Here is a 19,251-nt window from a genome sequence, read left to right on the forward strand (position 1 = left end):
AGAAATTATCTCAGATTTTAGCGCCTTTTAACAAAACATCCTTTACGCGATTGCCATAAGACGCCGCACAACGATAGATGTTGCAGCGCAACCAGACGCAGGGAGCGGCCTCCATATGGGCAGGGGCATGGACGAAAGGCAGACGGTCACGGGGCAGGAATGGCGCGTGCTTGCGTTTGTCCTCGCGCTCGCGCTCGCGCTCAGACTGTTCAAAGCAGACGCCTCCCTCTGGTATGACGAGATTTTCACGGTGGTGAATTATGTGCGTCTGCCGACAACGCAGTTGATTGGCGTCTTCGATTCGCTCAACAATCATATGCTTTACAGCCTGCTGGCCCAGCTTTCGGTTGGCATCATGGGGGAAAGCCCGTTGGCGCTGCGGCTGCCCGCCATCCTGTTCGGGGTGGGCAGCATCTTCGTGCAGTGGCGCATCGCACGGCGGATGATGGGCGTGCCGGGCGCGCTTATCGTCGCCCTGTTGCTGGCGCTATCCTATCATCATGTCTGGTTCTCTCAAAACGCGCGGGGGTATACCGGGCTATTGTTCTTCTGCTCGGCGGCAACGCTGGCCTTTGTGAAGGGGCTGGAGCAGCCCGGCTGGCGGATATGGACGAGCTATGGCCTGCTCGTTGCCGCAGCGATGTATATGCATATGTCGGCGGGATTTTTCTTCGTCGCGCATGGCGTAGTGTATCTGTGGCTGGCGGGCCGGGCGCTGATGAAGCGCGATGCGAGTGCGCGCCCTGCCGTGCTAAGTTGGGGGCCGATTTTCGGCATCGGTCTCAGTATCGTGGTCACGCTGGCGCTCTATGCCCCGGTGATCCAGCAGGCTCTTGCCACCATCAACGAGGTGTCTGAGGCCTCGGCGGCTCCCGGCGGCGCGGCGCTGGCCGAGTGGCGTAACCCGATGCGCGCGGTGCAGGAGATAGGGCGCTCCATCTCGTCGGCGGGCGCGCTGGTGCCGATCATAATCCTTGGCGCGGTGCTGGTGCTGGTGGCGGGCGTTATCGACCTCTATCGCCGCAGCCCTGTGCTGGTTGCGATCTATGTCGTCCATGTGCCGCTGGCGATGCTGCTGCTGCATTTCGTCGGCGTGCGCATCTGGCCGCGTTACTTCTTCGTCGATCTCGGTTTCATCTTCATGGCCATTGTCGAGGGGGTCTATGTCTGGAGCCGCATCCTCGCGCCGATAGTCCGCTGGGAGGGCAAGCCGGTTTTCGATGCACCATGGATCGCGCGGGTGGGCGTTATGCTGATGCTGCTGGTCTCAGTCGGGTTGCTGGTGCCGAATTATCTCCATCCCAAGCAGGATTTTACCGGCGCGCGGGATTTCCTGCGCGATTATGCCAAGCCGGGAGACAGCATCGCCGCCATCGGCCTCGCGGGCTATGCCTATAAGCACTATTATGCGCCTGAGTTTACTGTGGTGGAGACGGGCGCGGAGCTAAAAAAATTGCGCGAGCGCACCAAGGGACACACCTGGGTTGTGATCGCGTTCCCCAACCAGACGCTCAATGCCCGACCTGACGTGAAGGCAGAGCTTTCCGCCCACTATACCGACATGGACACCTTCAAGGGCACGCTGGGCGATGGCGAGGTCTGGACTCTGATCGACAAGGGCGCGGCCAAGCCATGACGCGCAGCTTCGTCCTCATCGGCCGCGCAATGATGCACCCCCGCCTCAAGCTGGCGCGGGATCTAGGTATGCTGTGGATCGGGCAGATCGGCACCAAAGGCGTCGCCTTTTTGGCATTCGCTATCCTCGCCCGGCGCCTGCTGCCTGAAGAATATGGCGCGGTGGAATATGCGATGGGGCTGGCGACGCTGGCCACGCTGGCGATCGACGGCGGCCTAGGCTCGGTCGGCGTAAGGCGGCTGACGCAGGGGCACCAGAGCGCCGAGGAGCTGGTGGCGCTGATCCCGGCCGCACAACTCTGCCTCGCGCTCGTCATCGCTCCGGCGATGGTGGTGTTCACCTGGCTCTATACCGACGACGCCAACGCCCTCAAACTGACGTGCCTTGTGGCGCTGAGCCTGTTCATACCGCCGTGGAAGCAGGACTGGTTGTTTCAGGCCAAAGGGATGATGACGCAGGTGGTGCTGGCGCAGTGCGTGCGGGTGATCTCGTTCATGCTGGGCTGTGTGCTGCTGGTGCGGGGCGATGCAGACGTGGTGTGGGTGGGATTTGCCGAGATACTGTCCGTGCTACTGGCGACCGGCTATCTCATGAGTGTGCAGCACCGGAAGGTCGCGCCGCTGCGGCTGCGGTTCGCGCTGCACAAGCTTGCCGACCTGCTGCGCGAGGGCGCGGCGATCGGGCTGGGGGCGATATGCTGGGCGCTGTTTCAATATGCGCCGCTGCTGATCCTCGCGGCGATGGCGGGGATGACCGACACGGCCTATTTCGGCGCAGCGCACAGGCTCGGCGTCTCGCTCGTCACGTTCAGCTGGCTCTATCACTTCAACCTCTACCCCGTCATTTCGCGCAGGGTGCAGGGAGAGCCTGCCGCGCTGGCGAGCCTTACCCGCATGTCGGTGCGGGCATGCGCGTGGGGCGGGATCGGATTGGCGCTGGCGCTGGCGCTGATGGCGGAGCCGCTGTTGCGGCTGCTGTTCGGCGCGGGATTCGAGCGGGCGTCCATGCCTTTTTCCATGTTGATATGGACTTTTCCGCTGACGCTGCTGTCTGGGCATGCGCGGTGGATATTGATTGCGGCGAAGCGGGGCAACGACATGCTCGTCTCGCAGATCGCGGGTGTTTGCGCTGCGATTCCAATGGCTTATCTGCTGATCGGCCCGCTCGGTTTCGGCGCGACCGGCGCGGCGGCGGCGATGAGCATCGCCTGCGCAGTGGTCTGGGCCGTATCGCAATATTATACGCACAAGCGCGGCCATGACGTGCCGTTTTTGCCCGCCCTGCCCGCGATGATCGCCGCCGCGATGATCCTGTTGGGCGCGCGCCAGCTGACGCTCGATCCCATGACAGCGACCGCCATCGGCATGGGCCTGTTCCTCGCCGCCGCCTTTGCCTTCGACCATCACCTGATTGCCGAGGTGCGCCAGCTCATCAAGGGCGACGCGCCGCGCAGCCCCGACCCCACCCCTCACCCCCATCAACCCGCGCCCGACGGCGCACAGAACTGAACAGAACGGAGCCTCCATGCCCTCTGCCCACTACGAGCAAACCCTCACCCGCCTTGAGGACGGCACCGCCACCATCGGCATCATCGGCCTCGGCTATGTCGGGCTGCCGCTGGCGCTCGCAGGGGTGAAGGCCGGATACACGGTGATCGGCTTTGACATCAGCCAGGGCCGCGTCGACGCGATCAACGCGGGCGAGCAGGTGATCTCCTATATGGACCCGACCGAGATGCGCGAAGCGCTGGCCGCTGGCAAGTTTGAGGCGACAGCGGATTTCGTCCGCCTCGGAGAACCGGACGCGCTCGCCATCTGCGTGCCCACGCCGCTGACGCGGAACCGCGACCCCGACCTCTCCTATGTCGTCAACACGGCGGAGATGATCGCCAAGACTCTGCGCCCCGGCCAGCTCGTCGTGCTCGAATCGACCACATGGCCCGGCACCACGCGCGAGGTGGTGCAGCCGGTGCTGGAGGGGGCCGGCGGCATCTTGGGCGAAACATTCTTCCTCGGCTTCTCGCCGGAGCGCGAGGACCCCGGCAACCAGAGCTTCAACACCAAGACCATCCCCAAGCTGGTCGGCGCGGACGACCCGCAATCGCGCAAGCTCGCCGAGACGTTCTATGGCAAGACGGTAGCGAAGGTGGTGCCGGTCAACAGCGCGGCGGTGGCCGAAGCGGCGAAGCTCACCGAGAACATCTTCCGCGCCGTCAACATCGCGCTCGTGAACGAGCTGAAGCTGGTGTACGCCGAAATGGGTATCGACGTGTGGGAGGTGATCGCCGCCGCCGCGACCAAGCCGTTCGGCTATCAGGCCTTTTACCCCGGCCCCGGCCTCGGCGGCCACTGCATTCCGATCGATCCGTTCTACCTCACCTGGAAGGCGCGGGAATTCGGCATCGAGAGCCGCTTCATCGAGCTGGCCGGGCAGATCAACACCGCCATGCCGCGCTATGTGGTGGGCGAGCTGGCGCGTGCGCTCAATGCGCAATCGGGCAAGGGTTTGAAGGGCGCGAAGGTGCTGATCCTTGGCCTCGCCTATAAATCTGACGTGGACGATCTGCGCGAAAGCCCGTCGCTCACGCTGATCGACCTTATCGAGGCGCAGGGCGCGCATGTCGAGTTCCATGATCCGCATATTCCGGTCGTGCCAATGACGCGCGAACATGCCGAGCTTGCGGGCCGGGAGTCCGCTCCGCTCGATCCGGCGAGCCTCGCGGGCTATGATGCGGTGCTGATCTCGACGGACCATGCCGCGGTCGATTATGCGCTGGTGGCGGACCATGCGAAGCTGATCGTCGACACGCGCAACGCGCTCGCCAAGCGGGGCATCAACGCGGCGCAGGCAGTGAAGGCGTAGCGCAGGTGGTGGAAGCCTGATGGGCGAACCCGCCTATCTCAATTCAGTTCAGGTGGAGGCGAAAATGGTGGATTTCGAGAACCGGAGCGCAGCGTACTTCAAGGTACGTGAGCACCGGAAGCGCAGAAAGTTGCCATTTGCAGCCCCACATGGGCTGAATTGAGATAGGCTGGCATGCGCATCCTCCAGCTCTGCACGCGCTTCCCGCCCGGCGGCATCCAGCGTCACGTAATCGACCTGACGCTGGGCCTGCGCGCGCGCGGGCAGGAGGCGTGGATCGCGGGGACACGCGGGCCGTGGATGGACGAGCAGAAGGACACGCGCTTTCGCCACATCGATGTGCATAATGTCGCGGCCGAGGGCGGATCGACGCCGCGGCGGTTATGGACTGCGCTGAAAAGCGGGCTGGCTCTGCGCAAGGTGCTGAAGGCGGAAGGGATCGAGCTGGTCCACGCGCATGAGAGCGCGCCTGCGCTGGTGGGGTGGGTGGCGACAAGAGGCATGGGGATTCCGGTCTTTGTCACCTTTCACGGCGCGGAGCCGGAGCGGATCGCGGAGTTCGGCCGAATCGCGCGGATGTGCGCGGACCTGATCATCACGCCGAGCCACAACAGCGCGCGCGATCTGGTGACGCAAGGCGGCGTGCCGGAGGACAAGGTGCGGGTCATGGGCCTTGGCGTGCAGCAAAAGCCGCGCCCGCAGATGGAGGAAATCGCTGCGCTCAAGGCGGAATTGCTGGGCGCGGAAGGCAAAACGCTGATCGTCACGGTCGCGCGGCTGGCGCATCAGAAGGCGATCGACCACCTGATCCTTGCCGCCAAGAAAGCGCTTGGCATCAACCCGGCACTGCGCTTTGTCGTGGTGGGCGACGGGCCACAGCGCGAGCAGGCGCGGGCGTGGCTGGCGGAGGCGGGGGTGGGCGATGCCGTGCGCTTCATCGGCCATAGCGACAATGCGCCGCTCTATATGGCGGCGGCGGACCTGTTTTTCCTGCCCTCGCGCTGGGAATCGCTGCCGATCACCATTGTCGAGGCGTTTCAGCAGGCGACGCCGGTGCTCGCCACAGATACAGCGGGCGTGACCGAGCTGGTGACGGCAGATGTCGGCGCAGTGGTGCCGGTGGGGGACGTCGACGCGATGGCGGCGCAGTTGATCGCGCTTACCTCGGACACGGAAGGCTTAGCCGCCATGTCTGACGCGGCGCTCAAGCGGTCGCAGGATGAGCGCTTCTCCCCGCCGCATGTGCAGGCGGCGTTCGAAGCGCTCTATGCGCAATGGCTGGGCCGGGCATGAGCTGGCAGGGCCGCAGCGTCTGCATTACCGGCGGCACCGGATTTATCGGCGGCGCGCTTGCCGCCAGGCTGGCGGAGATGGGCGCGCAGGTGATCGTGCCGACGCGCGACAAGAGCCGCATCGGCAGGGGCAGTGGCGCGATCCGCTATATCGCCGCGCGGGATTTGGCGGCGGCGCTGCCGGGCGTGAGCGCGCTGTTCAACCTCGCCTATGATTTTCGCCGCTCGGCGGACGAGAACATAGCGCTGTATGCAAAGACCGCCGATGCCTGCGCCTTGGCACAAGTGCCGATGCTGGTGCAGGCCAGCTCCATCGCGGTTTATGACGACTGGCCGCTTGGCGACGTGACCGAGGCCTCGCCTTGCGACGCGCCGGGGCATGACTATAAGGCCGCCAAGCGCGCCATCGAGCGGGACATTGCGCGGCGCGTGGGCGAGGGGCAGTTCGACGCGGTGATTTTGCAACCGACGATCGTCTATGGCCCCGGCTCCCCACAATGGGCGGACGCGCTGGCCGAGAAGATGGCGGGGGGCACGTTGATCCTTCCCGACCGTGACGATGGCCTGTGCAACGGCCTCTATATCGACGATCTGGTGAGCGTGTTCATCGCGGCGGCGGAGTTGGAGCGTGGCGGCGCGGAGCGGTTCATTGTCTCCGGGCCTGAAACCTTCCCGTGGAACCGCCTGCTATCCGCCTATGCGGAGGCGTGTGGCGCGAGCGTGCGCCATGAGCCGACCGCGCCCTACGTGCCGCGCCCGGCGGCAAAGCCCTCCGCACTCTCCGCTCTTGTGCAACGGGCCAGCGCGATCGCCGCCGGCCTGATCGGCACCGCGCGGCTGGAAAAGCTGCGCGGCTGGGCGATGGCGCGCAGGCCCGGCCCGCGCATCTGGCGCCCGGCTGCGGAGAACCCGAAGCTGTTCCTGGGCACCGGGGTGGCGAGCACGGACAAGATGCGCGCGCACCTCTTCGTGCCGCAGGTGAGCGCCGAGGAAGGCATTGCGCGCACCTGCGCCGCACTGCGCGCTAAATATAAGCTCTAAGCCTCAGTCGCGATCCGATGCGCGTTTGCCATTACCGAGAAGGTGATTGTCGGCGCAGGGATGGCGGGCAGCACGGACGCATCGACTATGTAGGTGCGCTTCTGGCCGCGGAGCAGGCCTTGGGCGTCCGTCTCGCCGGGGCTGGGGCGATCCCGCATCGGGAAGCTGCCGCCGCAGTGGAAGCTGCTGCCCAGGCTGCCGGGCCGCAGCAAGGGAGTGAGCGGCACGAGGCCCGCCGCCCACGCGACGTTGGCGAGACGGCGCTTGACCCGCTGGATCGCGGCCTTGGTGCGCGCATTGTCAATGCGCCTCGTGAACAGCCTGCCCCCCGCGATCCGCGCGCCGATGGCAGGCGAGGCGTCCGAATGAAGGAACGGCTGCGCCACGATCAGGCGGCGGCTCAACCCCTCGATCAGCGGCTGTGCAAGATCGGCGAACGGGCCGAAGCGCGCGCGCATATCGGGCGCGTAGGTGTCGTTATAGGTGTAAAGCTGGGCGTGGACGACGTGTTTTTCGACAGCGGGATCGTCTATCGCCCAGAAAGCCTGCGCCAGCGTGTGCCGCGCCTCGGCGGCGGGGTCTTCCCCGGCGTTCCAGCGGTGCAGCATCGGCAGATAAAAATGCTGGCTGTCGAGGATCGTCACCTCATGATGCAGATCGAGCGCGCCGAGCACCAGCTTTGTGGTGGGCAGCACACCGCCCGCGATGAACAGCCGCTCACCCTCGAACTTGCCTGCGCTGGTGTGAAGCGTGACGCCATCCACATGTTCGGCGAAGCTGCGCACGATGACCCCGCCTTGGTAGCGCAGCGCGTCGCTCTCCGCCAAGCGCGCCACCGCGTCGCCCGCGTTGAAGATGAGGCCATAGGGGCAGCCATAGAGGCACATGGCGCAGGCGCGGCAGCCGGGCGCTATCGCCTGGCGCGAGGCGCCGAAATGCACCCCCATGCGCGCGAGGGCGTCGCGCTTATGCTCCATCCGCTCCAGCAGTGCGCGCGCCTGTGCGCTCTGGGGCAGCAGGCGGTCCTCGGCCATCGCCACGCCGTCATAGAAGTCGGCCAGCCCATCGCGCATCCCTGCCATGCCGACGAGCGGGGCGATGGCGGCATAATGCGGGGCGAGGTCCGTTAGGCTGATCGGCCAGCCCTCGAAATCGCTGGTATGATAGGGCAGCACGGACGCGCCCCAGCCGTTGGACAAGCCCCCACACGCGAACGAGGGCTTGAGGCCGTGCACGCCATTGTCCTCGGCATAGTCCGCCATTTCCGCGGGCAGGCGGAACAGAAAATCGGAGCCGAAGGGCTGGATGCTGTCGCTTTTTTCCGAGCGGCGCAGCGCGCTGATCGCCTCGCGGTCTTCGGCGGACCATTGATCCGGCTCGGCGGACCCCATGCGCGCGCGCAAGGCCTGCGCGGCCTCGTCCATCACTTCGCCCGCATCAAGGATCAGCACATCGCGCCCGCGCGCGGTCAAAGCCACCGCTGCTGCATAGCCGCTCGGCCCCGATCCGATGATGATATCCTGTGCGTTCAAATACCCTGCCCCGCAATTGTAACGCGATCTTTACGCTGTTAGGTCTTAAGACTTAGAGAAAGGGGCATCTCGATCAATGGCTAAAACGCCGACCTTCCTGATTATTGGCGCAGCGCGCGCGGGGACGACCGCGCTCTATGATCTCGTGCGCCAGCACCCGCAAGTGTTCATGAGCGCGATCAAGGAGCCGAATTACTTCGCGTTTGAGGGCGAACCACTGGATTGGCGCGGGCCGGGCAACGAGTTCGTCAACAACTCCGTGCATAGCTGGGAGGACTATACCGCCCTGTTCGCCGATGCGCCGGAGGGCACCGCGCGCGGGGAAGCATCGCCGCTGTATCTCTGGGCGCCAGACGCGGCGAAGCGCATCAAGGCGCGCCTGCCGGACGTGAAGCTGATCGCCGTGTTGCGTAACCCCATCGAGCAGGCCTTTTCGCACTATCTCTATGCCCGCGCGCAGATGATCGAGCCGCTCGACGATTTCGAGGCGGCACTGAAGGCCGAGCCGCAGCGGCTGGCGGATCATTGGCAGCCCTTGTTCCAATATTCGAGCTTCCCCCGCTATGCCGAGCAGCTGCGCCGTTTTCAGGCGGAATTTCCGCCAGAGCAGATGCAGTTCTTCCTCTACGAGGACTACCGGACCGACCCCAAGGTGATGTTGGCCAAGATTTTCGGCTTTATCGGCGTCGATCCCGCCTTCGTGCCCGATGTGACCCACGAGACGAATATGGGCGGCCAGCCGCGCCATGCATGGCTGCAAAACCTCGTGATGCGGCCCAATCCGGTGGCGAGCCTTGCCGCCCTCGTGGTGCCTATGAGCGCGCGGCGGGCGATCCGCGATATGGTGTCGCGCCGCAACCTTGCGCGCGATCAGCTCTCCCCCGCAGCAAAAGCGTGGTTAATGAAATCGTTAGAAGATGACATTTCGCAGTTGCGGGATATTATAGGGCGCGACGTGTCGCACTGGCTGGAGCCGTAACGATTCTCCAATCCGCTTCCCTCAAGGCTGAACGCCTCCCACACGGCATGGCCCCGCTCAACATCGCCATGCTGACGACTTTCTATCCGCCCTATAATTTTGGCGGGGACGGCATCGGCATCCGCAGGCTGGCGACCGCGCTGGCGGACCGGGGGCACCATATCACCGTGGTGCATGACAGGGACGCCTACACCACGCAGGCGGGGCGCGAACCCGCGAGCATCGAGATGGACCCGCGCATAGAGGTGATCGGCCTCACCTCGGGCATGGGGATGCTCTCCAACCTGCTCGTGCATCAGCTTGGCAGCCCGGTGGTTCACAAGGCGCGGATGGAGGAGTTGCTCGGCCCCGGCAAGTTCGATGTGATCTGGCACCACAATGCCTCGCTGGTCGGCGGGCCGGGCCTGTTTGGCCTGGGCGACCCAAATGCCGTGCGGATTTACGAGGCGCATGAGCATTGGCTCGTCTGCCCCACCCATGTGCTGTGGAAGGAAAACCGGGAGCTGTGCGAGCAGCGCGCGTGCTTGCGCTGCCAGCTGAGCTACAAGCGCCCGCCGCAGCCGTGGCGCTGGACCGGAAAGCTGGGACGCGAGGCACGGCATATCGACGTCTTCATCGCCAAGAGCCAGTTCAGCCGCGACAAACACCGCGCCTTCGGCTTTGCGCCGGAGATGGAGGTGGTGCCCTATTTCCTGCCCGACATGCCGCCGATCACGGGACAGGCCGCACCGCATCCGCGCCCCTATTTCCTGTTCGTGGGGCGGCTGGAAAAGATCAAGGGCGTGCAGGACATCATCCCCGCCTTTTCCGGCAGCGCGGCGGACGGCCCCGATCTCGTCATCGTCGGCGGTGGCGAGTATGAGGCGGAGCTGCGCGCGCAAGGCGCAAGCATGGAGCGCGTGCATTTCACCGGGCGGCTCGATCCGGAGGCGCTACCCGCCTGGTATAGCAATGCGCGCGCGCTCATCGTGCCCTCGCTGTGCTATGAAACCTTCGGCATCATCCTGATCGAGGCGTTTCGCGGCGGCACGCCGGTGATCGCGCGCCGCCTCGGCCCCTTTCCTGAGATCGTCGCCAAGGGTGGCGGGCTGTTGTTCGAAAACGAGGCCGAGCTGCGCGCCGCCATAGCGGAACTGGGCACTGACCCCGCCCGGCGCGATGCGCTGGCGCGCGAGGCGCGGATCGCCTATGAAAAAAACTGGAAAGAAGACATTGTCATAACCGAATATTTGGATGTCGTGGCTAAGGCTGCGCGCGCGAAGGGCAATCAACACGTAATTTCGGCATTGGAGAATAGAGCATGAGAATCCTCGTAACCGGTGGCGCCGGGTTTATCGGATCGCACCTGACCGAGCGGCTGCTGAGCATGGGACATGGCGTTGTCGTGCTCGATAATCTTTCGACCGGTGACATGGCGAACCTCGCCCACTCGAAGGACAATCAGAATTTCGAGATGGTGATCGGCTCCGTGCGCGATCAGGCGCTGGTGCAGGAACTGGTCGAGAAATGCGACGCAGTGATCCACCTCGCTGCTGCCGTCGGCGTCAAGCTGATCCTCGAAAAGCCGAGCCTTTCGATCCACACCAATGTCAACGGCACCGAGAATATTCTCCACGCCGCCGCTAACGGCAACAAGCTGGTCATCATCGCCTCGACCTCCGAAGTCTATGGCAAGGCCGAGAAGGTGCCGTTCTCCGAGGATGACGATCTGGTGCTGGGCGCGACCGCGAACCTGCGCTGGTCCTACGCCGTCGCGAAGATGCTGGATGAGTCGCTCGCGCTCTCCTACAGCTATGAGAAGCGCATACGCGTGATCATCGTGCGCCTGTTCAACACCACCGGCCCGCGCCAGACCGGCTATTACGGCATGGTGCTGCCCAACTTCGTATCACAGGCGCTGAAGGGCGATCCGATCACCGTGCACGGCACCGGCGACCAGTCACGCTGCTTCGGCCATGTCTATGACGCGGTGGAATCGCTCACCCGGCTGTTGAACGCGCCCAACGCCATCGGCCATGTCTTCAACGTCGGCAACGACGAGGAAGTCTCGATCTATGGCCTCGCCGAGAAGATCAAGAAGAAGACCGGCTCCAAATCCGAGATCGTCAAAAAGCCTTATAGCGAGGTCTATGGCTTCGGTTTCGAGGACATGCAGCGCCGCATCCCCGATGTGCGCAAGCTGGAGCAGTTCATCGGCTATCGCCCGCGCACCTCGCTCGATCAGATCATCGACGATGTGATCGCCGAGCAGCGCGCGGCGATGGGGATCGCGCCGGTGGCGGATTCAGGGAAGAACGACGCGGCGGCCTAGCCGGCTGTCGCGGGGGGCTTCATAGCGATGGCGTTCGGTCTTCCCATGCCTGTGTGGCTGGTGGCGGCGCTGGGAATCGCGCTCCTGCTGTGCTGTGTCGCCTTGCTGCGGCGCGAGGGGGCGTGGGCGCTGGCCGGCGCTTTTGTCGCTGGCAATGCCGCGCATCTGGGCATGGACGATCCGCTCTGGTTCGGCGCGCTGAGGCTGAAGCCGCAGGGTCTGAATCTGCTCTGCTATGCCCTGATCGCGCTGGAGGCGCTGGCAGCGGGCATTGCGCTGATGACGGGCGGGCGCCTCGCCATGCTGTGGCAAGGCGTGCTCCGGCTGGGCATGGGGCGGATCGCGCTGCTTGGCGTTCTCCTGCTCGCGTCGGCCGTCTCGCCAATGGGATTCATTCTGCGGGATGAATATGTGGCCTTCACCAAACAGGTTGTCGCAAACGCGGATCTGATCGCGATTCACGCGGCCTGCATCGCGGCGTTTGTGATGATGGTGCCGGAGACAACGCTGGCGCGCATCGGCGCATGGGCAGAGCGGGCGGTTGTTTCGCCACGCCTGCCCTATGCAGCAGCGCTCTGGTCCGTCGCTGTGTCGCTGCTGCTTGCCCTAACGGCGTTTGACCGGATGCCGCGCCTGCCCGATGAGGTTGCCTATCTGTTTCAGGCGAAGATGTTTGCGGCGGGCCAGCTTTATCTTCCGGCCCCCAGTGGCGCGCTCGATGCGGCGTTGCGCTATGACTGGATCAGCATGGAGGGCGGCAAATGGTATTCGATCTTCCCGCCCGGCTGGCCCGCAGTGCTGGCAGGCGGAGTGGCGCTGGGCGCGCCGTTCCTCGTCAACCCGCTGCTCACAGCGCTCGGCGTGTTGCTGAGCCACAGCTTCGTGACGCGGATCGCCTCGGCGCGGCTGGCGGCGCTGGTGACGCTCCTGCTCTGCGTCTCGCCCTGGTTCCTCGCTATGGGCGCCTCGCTGATGAGCCATCCGCTGACGCTGGTGCTGGTGCTGGGCGCGTGGCGGCTGATATTGGTGGAGGGGCGCTTTCGCTTGGCCGCGTGGGCAGTAGCCGGGTTGCTGATGGGCGCGCTGTTCCTCACCCGCCCCTTGGAAGGCGTGTTGATCGGCACCGCCACTGGCTTGTGGGCGATGAGCAGGGTGAACCTCAAGGCGCTTACAGGCTGGGCCACGCTGGCCGCCTATGGCGCGGGGTGTATCGCTTTGGGCGCGCTGGTGTTCCCCTATAACCAGATGCTCACCGGCGACGCACTGATGACGCCGATAGACCAGTATTTCGATCATCTGTGGCACAAGGGCGCGAACCGGCTGGGCTTCGGCGCGGACATCGGCTCGCCCGATAGCTGGGGCGGGGTAGACATCTGGCGCGGACATGGCCCGCTGGAGGCGCTGATCGAGCAACAGTTCAACCTGAAGTCGATGAATGTAGAGCTGTTCGGCTGGGCGCTGGGATCGCTGCTGCTGCTCTTTGTTCACCTGATCTGGGGCCGCCTCAGCCGCGTGGACAAGGCGATGCTGGGACTGATGGGCATCATCATTGCCGGATACAGCCTCTACTGGTTCAACGGCGGTTTCTATATCGGCCCGCGCTATTGGTATATGACGCTGTGGCCCGCAATTTTCCTGTCTGCGCGCGGGATGCAGACGGCGGCGGGGGCGATGAACGGCGCAGGGCTGGCGCAGGGCAAGGCGCGCGTTGCGGCTGCGGCCGCTCTGATGGGCGCGCTCGGTTTGCTGACGTTCCTGCCGTGGCGCGCAGCCGAGAAATATTGGGAGTTTCGCGACTTTCACAGCAGCTATCGGGATATGGCGGTATCTGGCGCGGCGGATAATGCGCTGGTCTTTATCAAAAGCAATGACGCGGGCGACTATGGCAGCGCCTTCTATCTCAACGCGCCCGATCTTTCCGGCCCTGTTTTCGTGCGTGACCTTGGGCCGGTGGCCAATGCGGCAGTTATCGCGCGCTTTCCGGGCAGGCCTGTGCGCATTATTGACGGCCGGACCGGGCAGGATGCGATGCCATGACCGCCCCACTGCCCCCGCCTCTCATCGTCGATCTCGATGGCACATTGGTACGGACCGATACGCTGGTCGAAAGCGCGGTATGCGTCGCAACGCGCGCGCCAATGCGCTTTGCCACGCTGTTGCCGCGCGTCTTCAAAGGCCGCGCCGCGCTCAAGCATGCGCTGGCCGATGCCGCACGGCTTGATTGCGCCACCCTGCCCTATGACGCAGAGATCCTCGCCTTCATCGAAAAGCGCAAGGCGAGCGGCGGGCAAGTGTGGCTGGTAACAGCCGCCGATGCGCGGATCGCGCATGGGGTTGCCGATCATCTCAAGCTGTTTGACGGCGTGATCGCCAGCGATGGCGCGCACAACCTCAAAGGGCCGAACAAGGCGGCGGCGCTGGCAGCGCGCTTTCCGCACGGCTTCGATTATATCGGCGATGCGCGGGCCGACCTGCCGGTGTGGGAAAAGGCGGACCATGCCTATGTGGCGGGCGGATCGGCTGCTGTCGCGCGCGCGCTGAAGGAACAGGGGATCACCCCTGCCCGCATCTTTGCCCCTGCCCCCATGCGTGGGCGGGACTGGGCGAAGGCGCTGCGGCTGCACCAGTGGTCAAAGAACATCATGCTGTTTGTGCCGCTTTTGCTGGGGCAGGCATTTCATGATCCGGCGGTGGTGGCGCGCGTGCTCTGCGGGTTCATCGCGTTTGGGCTGGTTGCCTCTGCCACCTATCTGTTCAACGACATGAACGATCTGGCGGCGGACCGCACACATCCCGCCAAGCGATATCGCGCACTCGCGAGCGGCAGGCTCTCGCTGCTGAAAGGCACGGCCATCGGCGCGGTGATGCTGATCGCGGGGATGGCCGGCGCAGTGTTTATCAGCCCCGGCTTTGCGCTGGTGTTGCTCTGTTATCTGGTGGTGACTTTGGCCTATTCGCTGTGGCTCAAGGCACAGCCGCTGCTCGATGTGATGGTGATCGGCGGGCTGTTTACCCTGCGCGTGCAGGCGGGCGTGGAGCTGGCGGAGCAGCCGCAATCGCTGTGGCTCACCTCCTTCGCGATGATCCTGTTCGGCTCGCTGGCGCTGGCGAAGCGCCATGCGGAGCTGATCCGCGCCGCCGCCGATGGGCGCACGGTGGCAGGGCGCGGCTACCTTGCTTCAGACACGCCGCTCACCGTCTCGCTCGGCATCGCGACCGCCGCTATGTCTGTGCTCGTCATGCTGTTCTACATGCAGTTCGACGTCGCGGGTAAAGGGCTGTACGATCACCCGCAGCGGTTGTTCTTCGTGCCGCTGGTGCTGGGTTCGTGGCTGATCCGCATCTGGGTGAAGGCGCATCGCGGCGCGCTGCATGACGATCCGGTCGTGTTCGCCCTGAAGGACCGGGTGAGCTGGCTGCATGGTGCGATGATAGGCGTGTGCTGGTTGGCGGCGGTGGGATGAAACGGTGACAGTTTATGAGTGCAAAGGGGTTTTGACGTGCCAATCATAGCGAAAATCAGTGAGAAGGTGCGCGATGTCGCCGTGGCGCTGTTGCCCGCCTCTACGCGCGACAGTATCCGCGCGGCGCAGCGGAAGCTGGGCCTCCAGGCCGTGCCGGTGGGCAGCGTCACCTTCGGCAGCCTCGACAGGCTCGATCCGATCAGCGCGATCTTCGGCAAGGATCGCGATCTGCTCACCATCGAGCGCTATTATATCGAGCAGTTTTTGGGCGAACATAGTGCCGATGTGAAAGGCCGCACGCTGGAGATGGGCGACCCCGCCTATACCATCAAGTTCGGTGGCGACCGCGTGACCCAGCCTGATGTGCTGAACTATGTCGAGGGCAATCCCAAGGCAACCATCGTCGCGGACCTCACCAACGCACCGCACATTCCGGACAACACGTTTGACTGCATCATCATCACCCAGACGCTGCAGATGATCTTCGAGATCGACAAATGTATCAGGGAGCTGCACCGCATCCTGAAGCCCGGTGGCGTGGTGCTTGCCACATCGCACGGCATGTCGCGCGTGGCGCGGCGCGAGGGCGTGGACGACTGGGGCGAATATTGGCATTTCACCTCACAATCCAAGCGCCGCCTGTTTGGCGACGTGTTCGGGCGCGAGAACCTGAAGGTGCAGACCTATGGCAATGTGCTGTCCTGCGTCGCCAACCTGCATGGGCTGGGCGCGCGCGAGATCAGGCCGGACCAGATCGACTATAACGACCCGAACTATGAACTGATCGTCTGTGCCCGCGCGGTGAAACAGGTTTAAATCAGGATATTGCGGGTATAGACCTCGCGTACTTCGCACAAAGGCAGGCCATCGCCCGACCGCACCAGCGCATGATGCCGCAGCACCGTGGGCGGCGGGCGCCCCTCCTGCCCGGCCCATAAAGTCTCGGTACTGAAAGTTTCGCGCGTGGGGCAGAGCGGCGCGATCACCGCGCCGAACGGGGTTGCGCCGCTGGCCAGCGCATCCACCATGCCCTCTGCCAGCCGCGCACCGACATACCAGTTTTCCGCCACGGACATCACCCTGCCGCCCCAGGCCAGCCACACCCGGCGATAGCTGATCTGCGCCCAGTCCGTGGCGGCAAGGCGGTGCAGAATGGCACCATCCTCTCGCGGCGCGACGACCGCGCGCACATGCGCGGACAGCGTTGCGCGCCCTGCCCCTCCGCGTTCGGCCAGCCACTCCTCAAGCAACAGCGTCGCGCTGCCGCTCGCGCGCAACTGTGCATCGAAACGATCCAGAGCAGAACAGAGAGGATGAGGCGAGGGACGGGTCATCGGCATCGCCGCCCCCTTACGGTCTCCGCCCGATGGGGGAAAGAAAATTCCGTCTGGACTTGGGAAAAATGAGAACATATAAAGAACACTCAACCAGACCGAAATGATGCGAAATGAACCGGACCTGCCTGCCCTGCCCTATAAAATTCACTCCGAATTGGAGGGAATTGCCGGAGAGCGGACATGCCGGCGGGTCAGGATTTGCCTGCACTCCCCGTGCCTCTGCGCACATGCGCGGGAGAAGCGAGAACGACCCGCATTTCGGCGCATTGTTCCGTTTTGGATCAACACATTCGGGCAATATGCGCGCTTTGCGCCATAATGGTGCAAAGAATCGGGATCGCGCAACATCATCCATCCAAAGGGGCTGACAATGGAGTGTATGGAGGCGACTATACCGCTGGAAGCGGCACAAAACTGGCGAACAGCGCCATTGCATAACATGATGCCGGATGCCGGCTCATTGATGAGCGCTAGCCAGCAATCCGTGCTGATCTGCACCGGGGATATGGCGTCGGGTGAGGCTGTCACGGCGCGCCTTGCCGCCCTCGCCCATGCCACCGGCAAGCGGGTGCTCGATACTGTGCCGCTTTCCGCCGCCCTCGCCCACATAGAGCGCAGAATCGCGCTCGATGCCGTCATCCTCTGCTGCACCGGGCATGAGGCCGATGCGGAAGTGCTGCTGATGCGGCTGGGCAGCATGGCGGAGGCAGGGCAGATCGCGGTGATTGTCATGACCGATCTCGCCGGGCTGGACAGGGTGCATGGCCTGTTGCGCAGCGACCGCGCCGTCATCCTGTGTGACCCTGGCGCGGAAGATATGGTCGCCGCCTTCGCGGCATTGGCAGAGCATCACAACGGGGGAGAGCATCTGCATGATATCGGCACCGAGGCGGAGGCAGACCGTTTCCAGCGGCTGAACGATCAGCTTTTGCGCCTCAACATGATGGTCGAGGCGCTGGTGCAGGACCGCACGCCTGAGGATGCCTATTTCCGCTCATGGGGCGAGGCTGGCGATGCGGTGCTGAAATCTCCGGCCCGGCGTTATCAGGCCGATGAGCAGACCAGCGCAGTGCGCTACGAACCGATCAGCGCCCAACAGGTGCGAGCGATGCTGCGCGTGCGGCGGCTGCGCGATCATCTGGTCGCGCAGGATCTGTTTGCCGATCCCGCATGGGACATATTGCTCGATCTGTTGGCTGCCCGGCTCGAAGATACCAAGGTGTCTGTCTCCAGCCTGTGCATTGCCGCCGCAGTGCCGCCCACGACGGCGCTGCGCTGGATCCGGCAACTGACGGACCGCGGCCTGCTGGAGCGACAGGCCGATCCCAGGGATGGCCGCCGGATTTTCATCACCTTGTCCGATGCCGGCATGGAAGCGGTGGCGCGCTGGTTTCAAGAGAGCCGGGCGCATCTGCAATCCGCACTGGGCGTGGCGGAGGGCAGATAGCGAACGATAACGCGCGAAAGAGCGGGAAAGACGGAGCGCGACCGGCAAACAGCCCAGCCGCCGCCAGACGATCCGCACACCCATCGCGAAAACGGCTTGACCCGGCGCCACTTTTCCCTAGATAGCAGCGGCCTCCTGTTACGCTGCGGCGGGACCGGGCGATTAGCTCAGTTGGTAGAGCGTCTCGTTTACACCGAGAATGTCGGCGGTTCGAGCCCGTCATCGCCCACCATAAAACCCGCAGAAAAACGCCATTTTTGGGATGTGGGATAGGTGTGGGGATCAGGCGCCGCTGATCTGTGTATACGCCGTGTATACAGAGGGTTTAGCGAAAGAATGCCACTGAGGTTATCTCCAATATATTGTCGCCTCGTTCAGACGGTCCTGACTGGAAGCATATGGGTGCCAGAAATGCGAAAGCGGACGTCGCCCGTTCCCGATGGAGAGCCAATTTCCTGTTTCCGAGCACATCTATCGTGGATTTTTCCGGTATTAGGTAGCAAACGCACCAAGAGGTATCTGTCCTACAATATGCCAGATTTGCTATGCGCTGAGAATGGGCCTCACCAATTTCCAGCATTCGCTACGCATGATATATTCCCCACTGACAGGCGAGCTGGAGGGAAGTGCGTGCAGAGAAAGAACGTTCGCCAGCGGCTAGTTGATTTGCAGCATTGCCGCGCGCTCAAAAATAGCGCGAACAAGCGGATCGCGTTCCTGAGTGCGGATCGCCACGTGGAATTCCATCGTCCTGTTAGGGAGTTTCTTCAGTAGGACTAGCCTACCAGCCGCGACATGATCGCGCACCATAGGTTCTGGGAGGAAGCCAATACCTCCATCCGCGACGAGGATGTCGGCAAGCGCGCGGACATTGTTGCAACTGTTATAGGCGGTTTCGGCCAGCACCCCCGCACACCCCGCCTCCGCAAGACTAGCGAGCGCAAGGCCATGAACGGGGGAATGGCGGTGAAGCAGCCATACAAGTTGCTGTGCCGCCCCATGTGCGATCCGCGTCGCCACTACGGGGCTGGTCACCCAAATCAGCTCAATCTCGCCGATGTGAGCTGTCTCCACATTAGGATTGGCGACTGGTCCAGCTATCGCGATCATATCGCAATCCGCACTGAGCAGTTTTTGCAGCATACTGTGTGACAGATCGATCTCGATCTCCAGCATTGCACGGGGAAAATCCTGTTTCAGTTCCGCAAGGAAAGGTGGCAGGCTGTTGATTTTCATTGAGAGTTGACCCGGTGTTTTCACTGAGAAGTGACCCGTCTTGTGATTATGTTTCGATTAATTCCTGTGGGTCAAGATAGTGCTTTCTCCTTTTTGGGTTTTGCCTGCTGGGCA

The 19,251-nt window shown here is 63.7% G+C and carries 16 protein-coding genes and 1 tRNA gene; 14 read left to right on the forward strand and 3 right to left on the reverse strand.

Features of this window, described 5'->3' with window-relative positions; all coding sequences use genetic code 11:
- The first annotated feature begins 127 nt into the window (after nt 1–127).
- Genes EQG66_RS12725 through EQG66_RS12745 form a run of 6 tightly spaced genes read left to right on the forward strand, consistent with a single transcriptional unit; the run spans nt 128 to nt 6,831 of the window.
- Complete coding sequence (locus tag EQG66_RS12725) at nt 128–1,636, forward strand: glycosyltransferase family 39 protein (protein WP_164975681.1); 1,509 nt, start codon at nt 128–130, stop codon at nt 1,634–1,636.
- Nucleotides 1,633–3,144, forward strand: coding sequence for an oligosaccharide flippase family protein (locus tag EQG66_RS12730; protein WP_129404974.1), 1,512 nt, complete (start codon nt 1,633–1,635; stop codon nt 3,142–3,144). The genes EQG66_RS12725 and EQG66_RS12730 overlap by 4 nt, the downstream gene beginning before the upstream one ends.
- Nucleotides 3,145–3,160: 16 nt before the next feature.
- Nucleotides 3,161–4,498, forward strand: coding sequence for a nucleotide sugar dehydrogenase (locus EQG66_RS12735; protein WP_129404975.1), 1,338 nt, complete (start codon nt 3,161–3,163; stop codon nt 4,496–4,498).
- A gap of 19 nt (nt 4,499–4,517) precedes the next feature.
- Nucleotides 4,518–4,661: a hypothetical protein gene (locus tag EQG66_RS15455; RefSeq protein ID WP_220428669.1), complete on the forward strand. Its 144-nt coding sequence runs from the start codon at nt 4,518–4,520 to the stop codon at nt 4,659–4,661.
- 11 nt (nt 4,662–4,672) lie between these two features.
- Nucleotides 4,673–5,791, forward strand: coding sequence for a glycosyltransferase family 4 protein (locus tag EQG66_RS12740; RefSeq protein WP_129404976.1), 1,119 nt, complete (start codon nt 4,673–4,675; stop codon nt 5,789–5,791).
- Nucleotides 5,788–6,831, forward strand: coding sequence for an NAD-dependent epimerase/dehydratase family protein (locus EQG66_RS12745; RefSeq protein ID WP_164975682.1), 1,044 nt, complete (start codon nt 5,788–5,790; stop codon nt 6,829–6,831). Before EQG66_RS12740 ends, EQG66_RS12745 begins: the two co-directional genes overlap by 4 nt.
- Here EQG66_RS12745 and EQG66_RS12750 read toward each other — a convergent pair.
- The gene (locus EQG66_RS12750; RefSeq protein ID WP_129404978.1) at nt 6,828–8,363 is read right to left on the reverse strand and encodes a GMC oxidoreductase; all 1,536 of its coding nucleotides are present in this window, start codon (nt 8,361–8,363) and stop codon (nt 6,828–6,830) included. The two genes, EQG66_RS12745 and EQG66_RS12750, sit on opposite strands and share 4 nt — an antisense overlap.
- Nucleotides 8,364–8,439: 76 nt before the next feature.
- Between EQG66_RS12750 and EQG66_RS12755 the strand changes: the two genes are divergently transcribed.
- The 6 genes from EQG66_RS12755 to EQG66_RS12780 are packed head-to-tail and all read left to right on the forward strand — an operon-like array spanning nt 8,440 to nt 15,933.
- On the forward strand, nt 8,440–9,342 hold the full coding sequence (locus tag EQG66_RS12755) for a sulfotransferase family protein (RefSeq protein ID WP_129404979.1): 903 nt from the start codon (nt 8,440–8,442) through the stop codon (nt 9,340–9,342).
- Between the two features lie 47 nt (nt 9,343–9,389).
- Nucleotides 9,390–10,646 carry a glycosyltransferase family 4 protein gene (locus EQG66_RS12760; protein WP_129404980.1) on the forward strand — a complete coding sequence of 419 codons (1,257 nt, stop codon included), beginning with the start codon at nt 9,390–9,392 and terminating at the stop codon, nt 10,644–10,646.
- Entirely contained in the window at nt 10,643–11,653 is a 1,011-nt protein-coding gene (locus EQG66_RS12765; protein WP_129404981.1) for an NAD-dependent epimerase/dehydratase family protein, read from the forward strand. Before EQG66_RS12760 ends, EQG66_RS12765 begins: the two co-directional genes overlap by 4 nt.
- Before the next feature lie 45 nt (nt 11,654–11,698).
- Nucleotides 11,699–13,690, forward strand: a complete 1,992-nt coding sequence (locus tag EQG66_RS12770; protein WP_129404982.1) for a glycosyltransferase family protein — start codon at nt 11,699–11,701, stop codon at nt 13,688–13,690.
- The gene (locus tag EQG66_RS12775) at nt 13,687–15,117 is read left to right on the forward strand and encodes a UbiA family prenyltransferase (protein WP_129404983.1); all 1,431 of its coding nucleotides are present in this window, start codon (nt 13,687–13,689) and stop codon (nt 15,115–15,117) included. The genes EQG66_RS12770 and EQG66_RS12775 overlap by 4 nt, the downstream gene beginning before the upstream one ends.
- A gap of 36 nt (nt 15,118–15,153) precedes the next feature.
- Nucleotides 15,154–15,933: a methyltransferase domain-containing protein gene (locus EQG66_RS12780; RefSeq protein ID WP_129404984.1), complete on the forward strand. Its 780-nt coding sequence runs from the start codon at nt 15,154–15,156 to the stop codon at nt 15,931–15,933.
- Here EQG66_RS12780 and EQG66_RS12785 read toward each other — a convergent pair.
- Nucleotides 15,930–16,457, reverse strand: coding sequence for a hypothetical protein (locus tag EQG66_RS12785; RefSeq protein ID WP_129404985.1), 528 nt, complete (start codon nt 16,455–16,457; stop codon nt 15,930–15,932). The two genes, EQG66_RS12780 and EQG66_RS12785, sit on opposite strands and share 4 nt — an antisense overlap.
- A gap of 376 nt (nt 16,458–16,833) precedes the next feature.
- Here EQG66_RS12785 and EQG66_RS12790 point away from each other — a divergent pair, with 376 nt between their 5' ends.
- Together EQG66_RS12790 and EQG66_RS12795 are read left to right on the forward strand one after the other, a co-directional pair.
- A complete protein-coding gene (locus EQG66_RS12790; RefSeq protein ID WP_164975683.1) occupies nt 16,834–17,901 on the forward strand; it encodes a winged helix DNA-binding protein in 1,068 nt (355 codons plus the stop codon).
- 156 nt (nt 17,902–18,057) lie between these two features.
- Nucleotides 18,058–18,133, forward strand: a tRNA-Val gene (locus EQG66_RS12795).
- A gap of 425 nt (nt 18,134–18,558) precedes the next feature.
- Here the strand turns inward: EQG66_RS12795 and EQG66_RS12800 are convergent.
- Complete coding sequence (locus EQG66_RS12800; RefSeq protein ID WP_129404987.1) at nt 18,559–19,137, reverse strand: substrate-binding domain-containing protein; 579 nt, start codon at nt 19,135–19,137, stop codon at nt 18,559–18,561.
- Between the last annotated feature and the right edge of the window lie 114 nt (nt 19,138–19,251).

Origin of the sequence: Sphingobium fluviale (assembly GCF_004122115.1) — a bacterium.
GTDB classification, from domain to species: Bacteria; Pseudomonadota; Alphaproteobacteria; order Sphingomonadales; family Sphingomonadaceae; genus Sphingobium; species Sphingobium fluviale.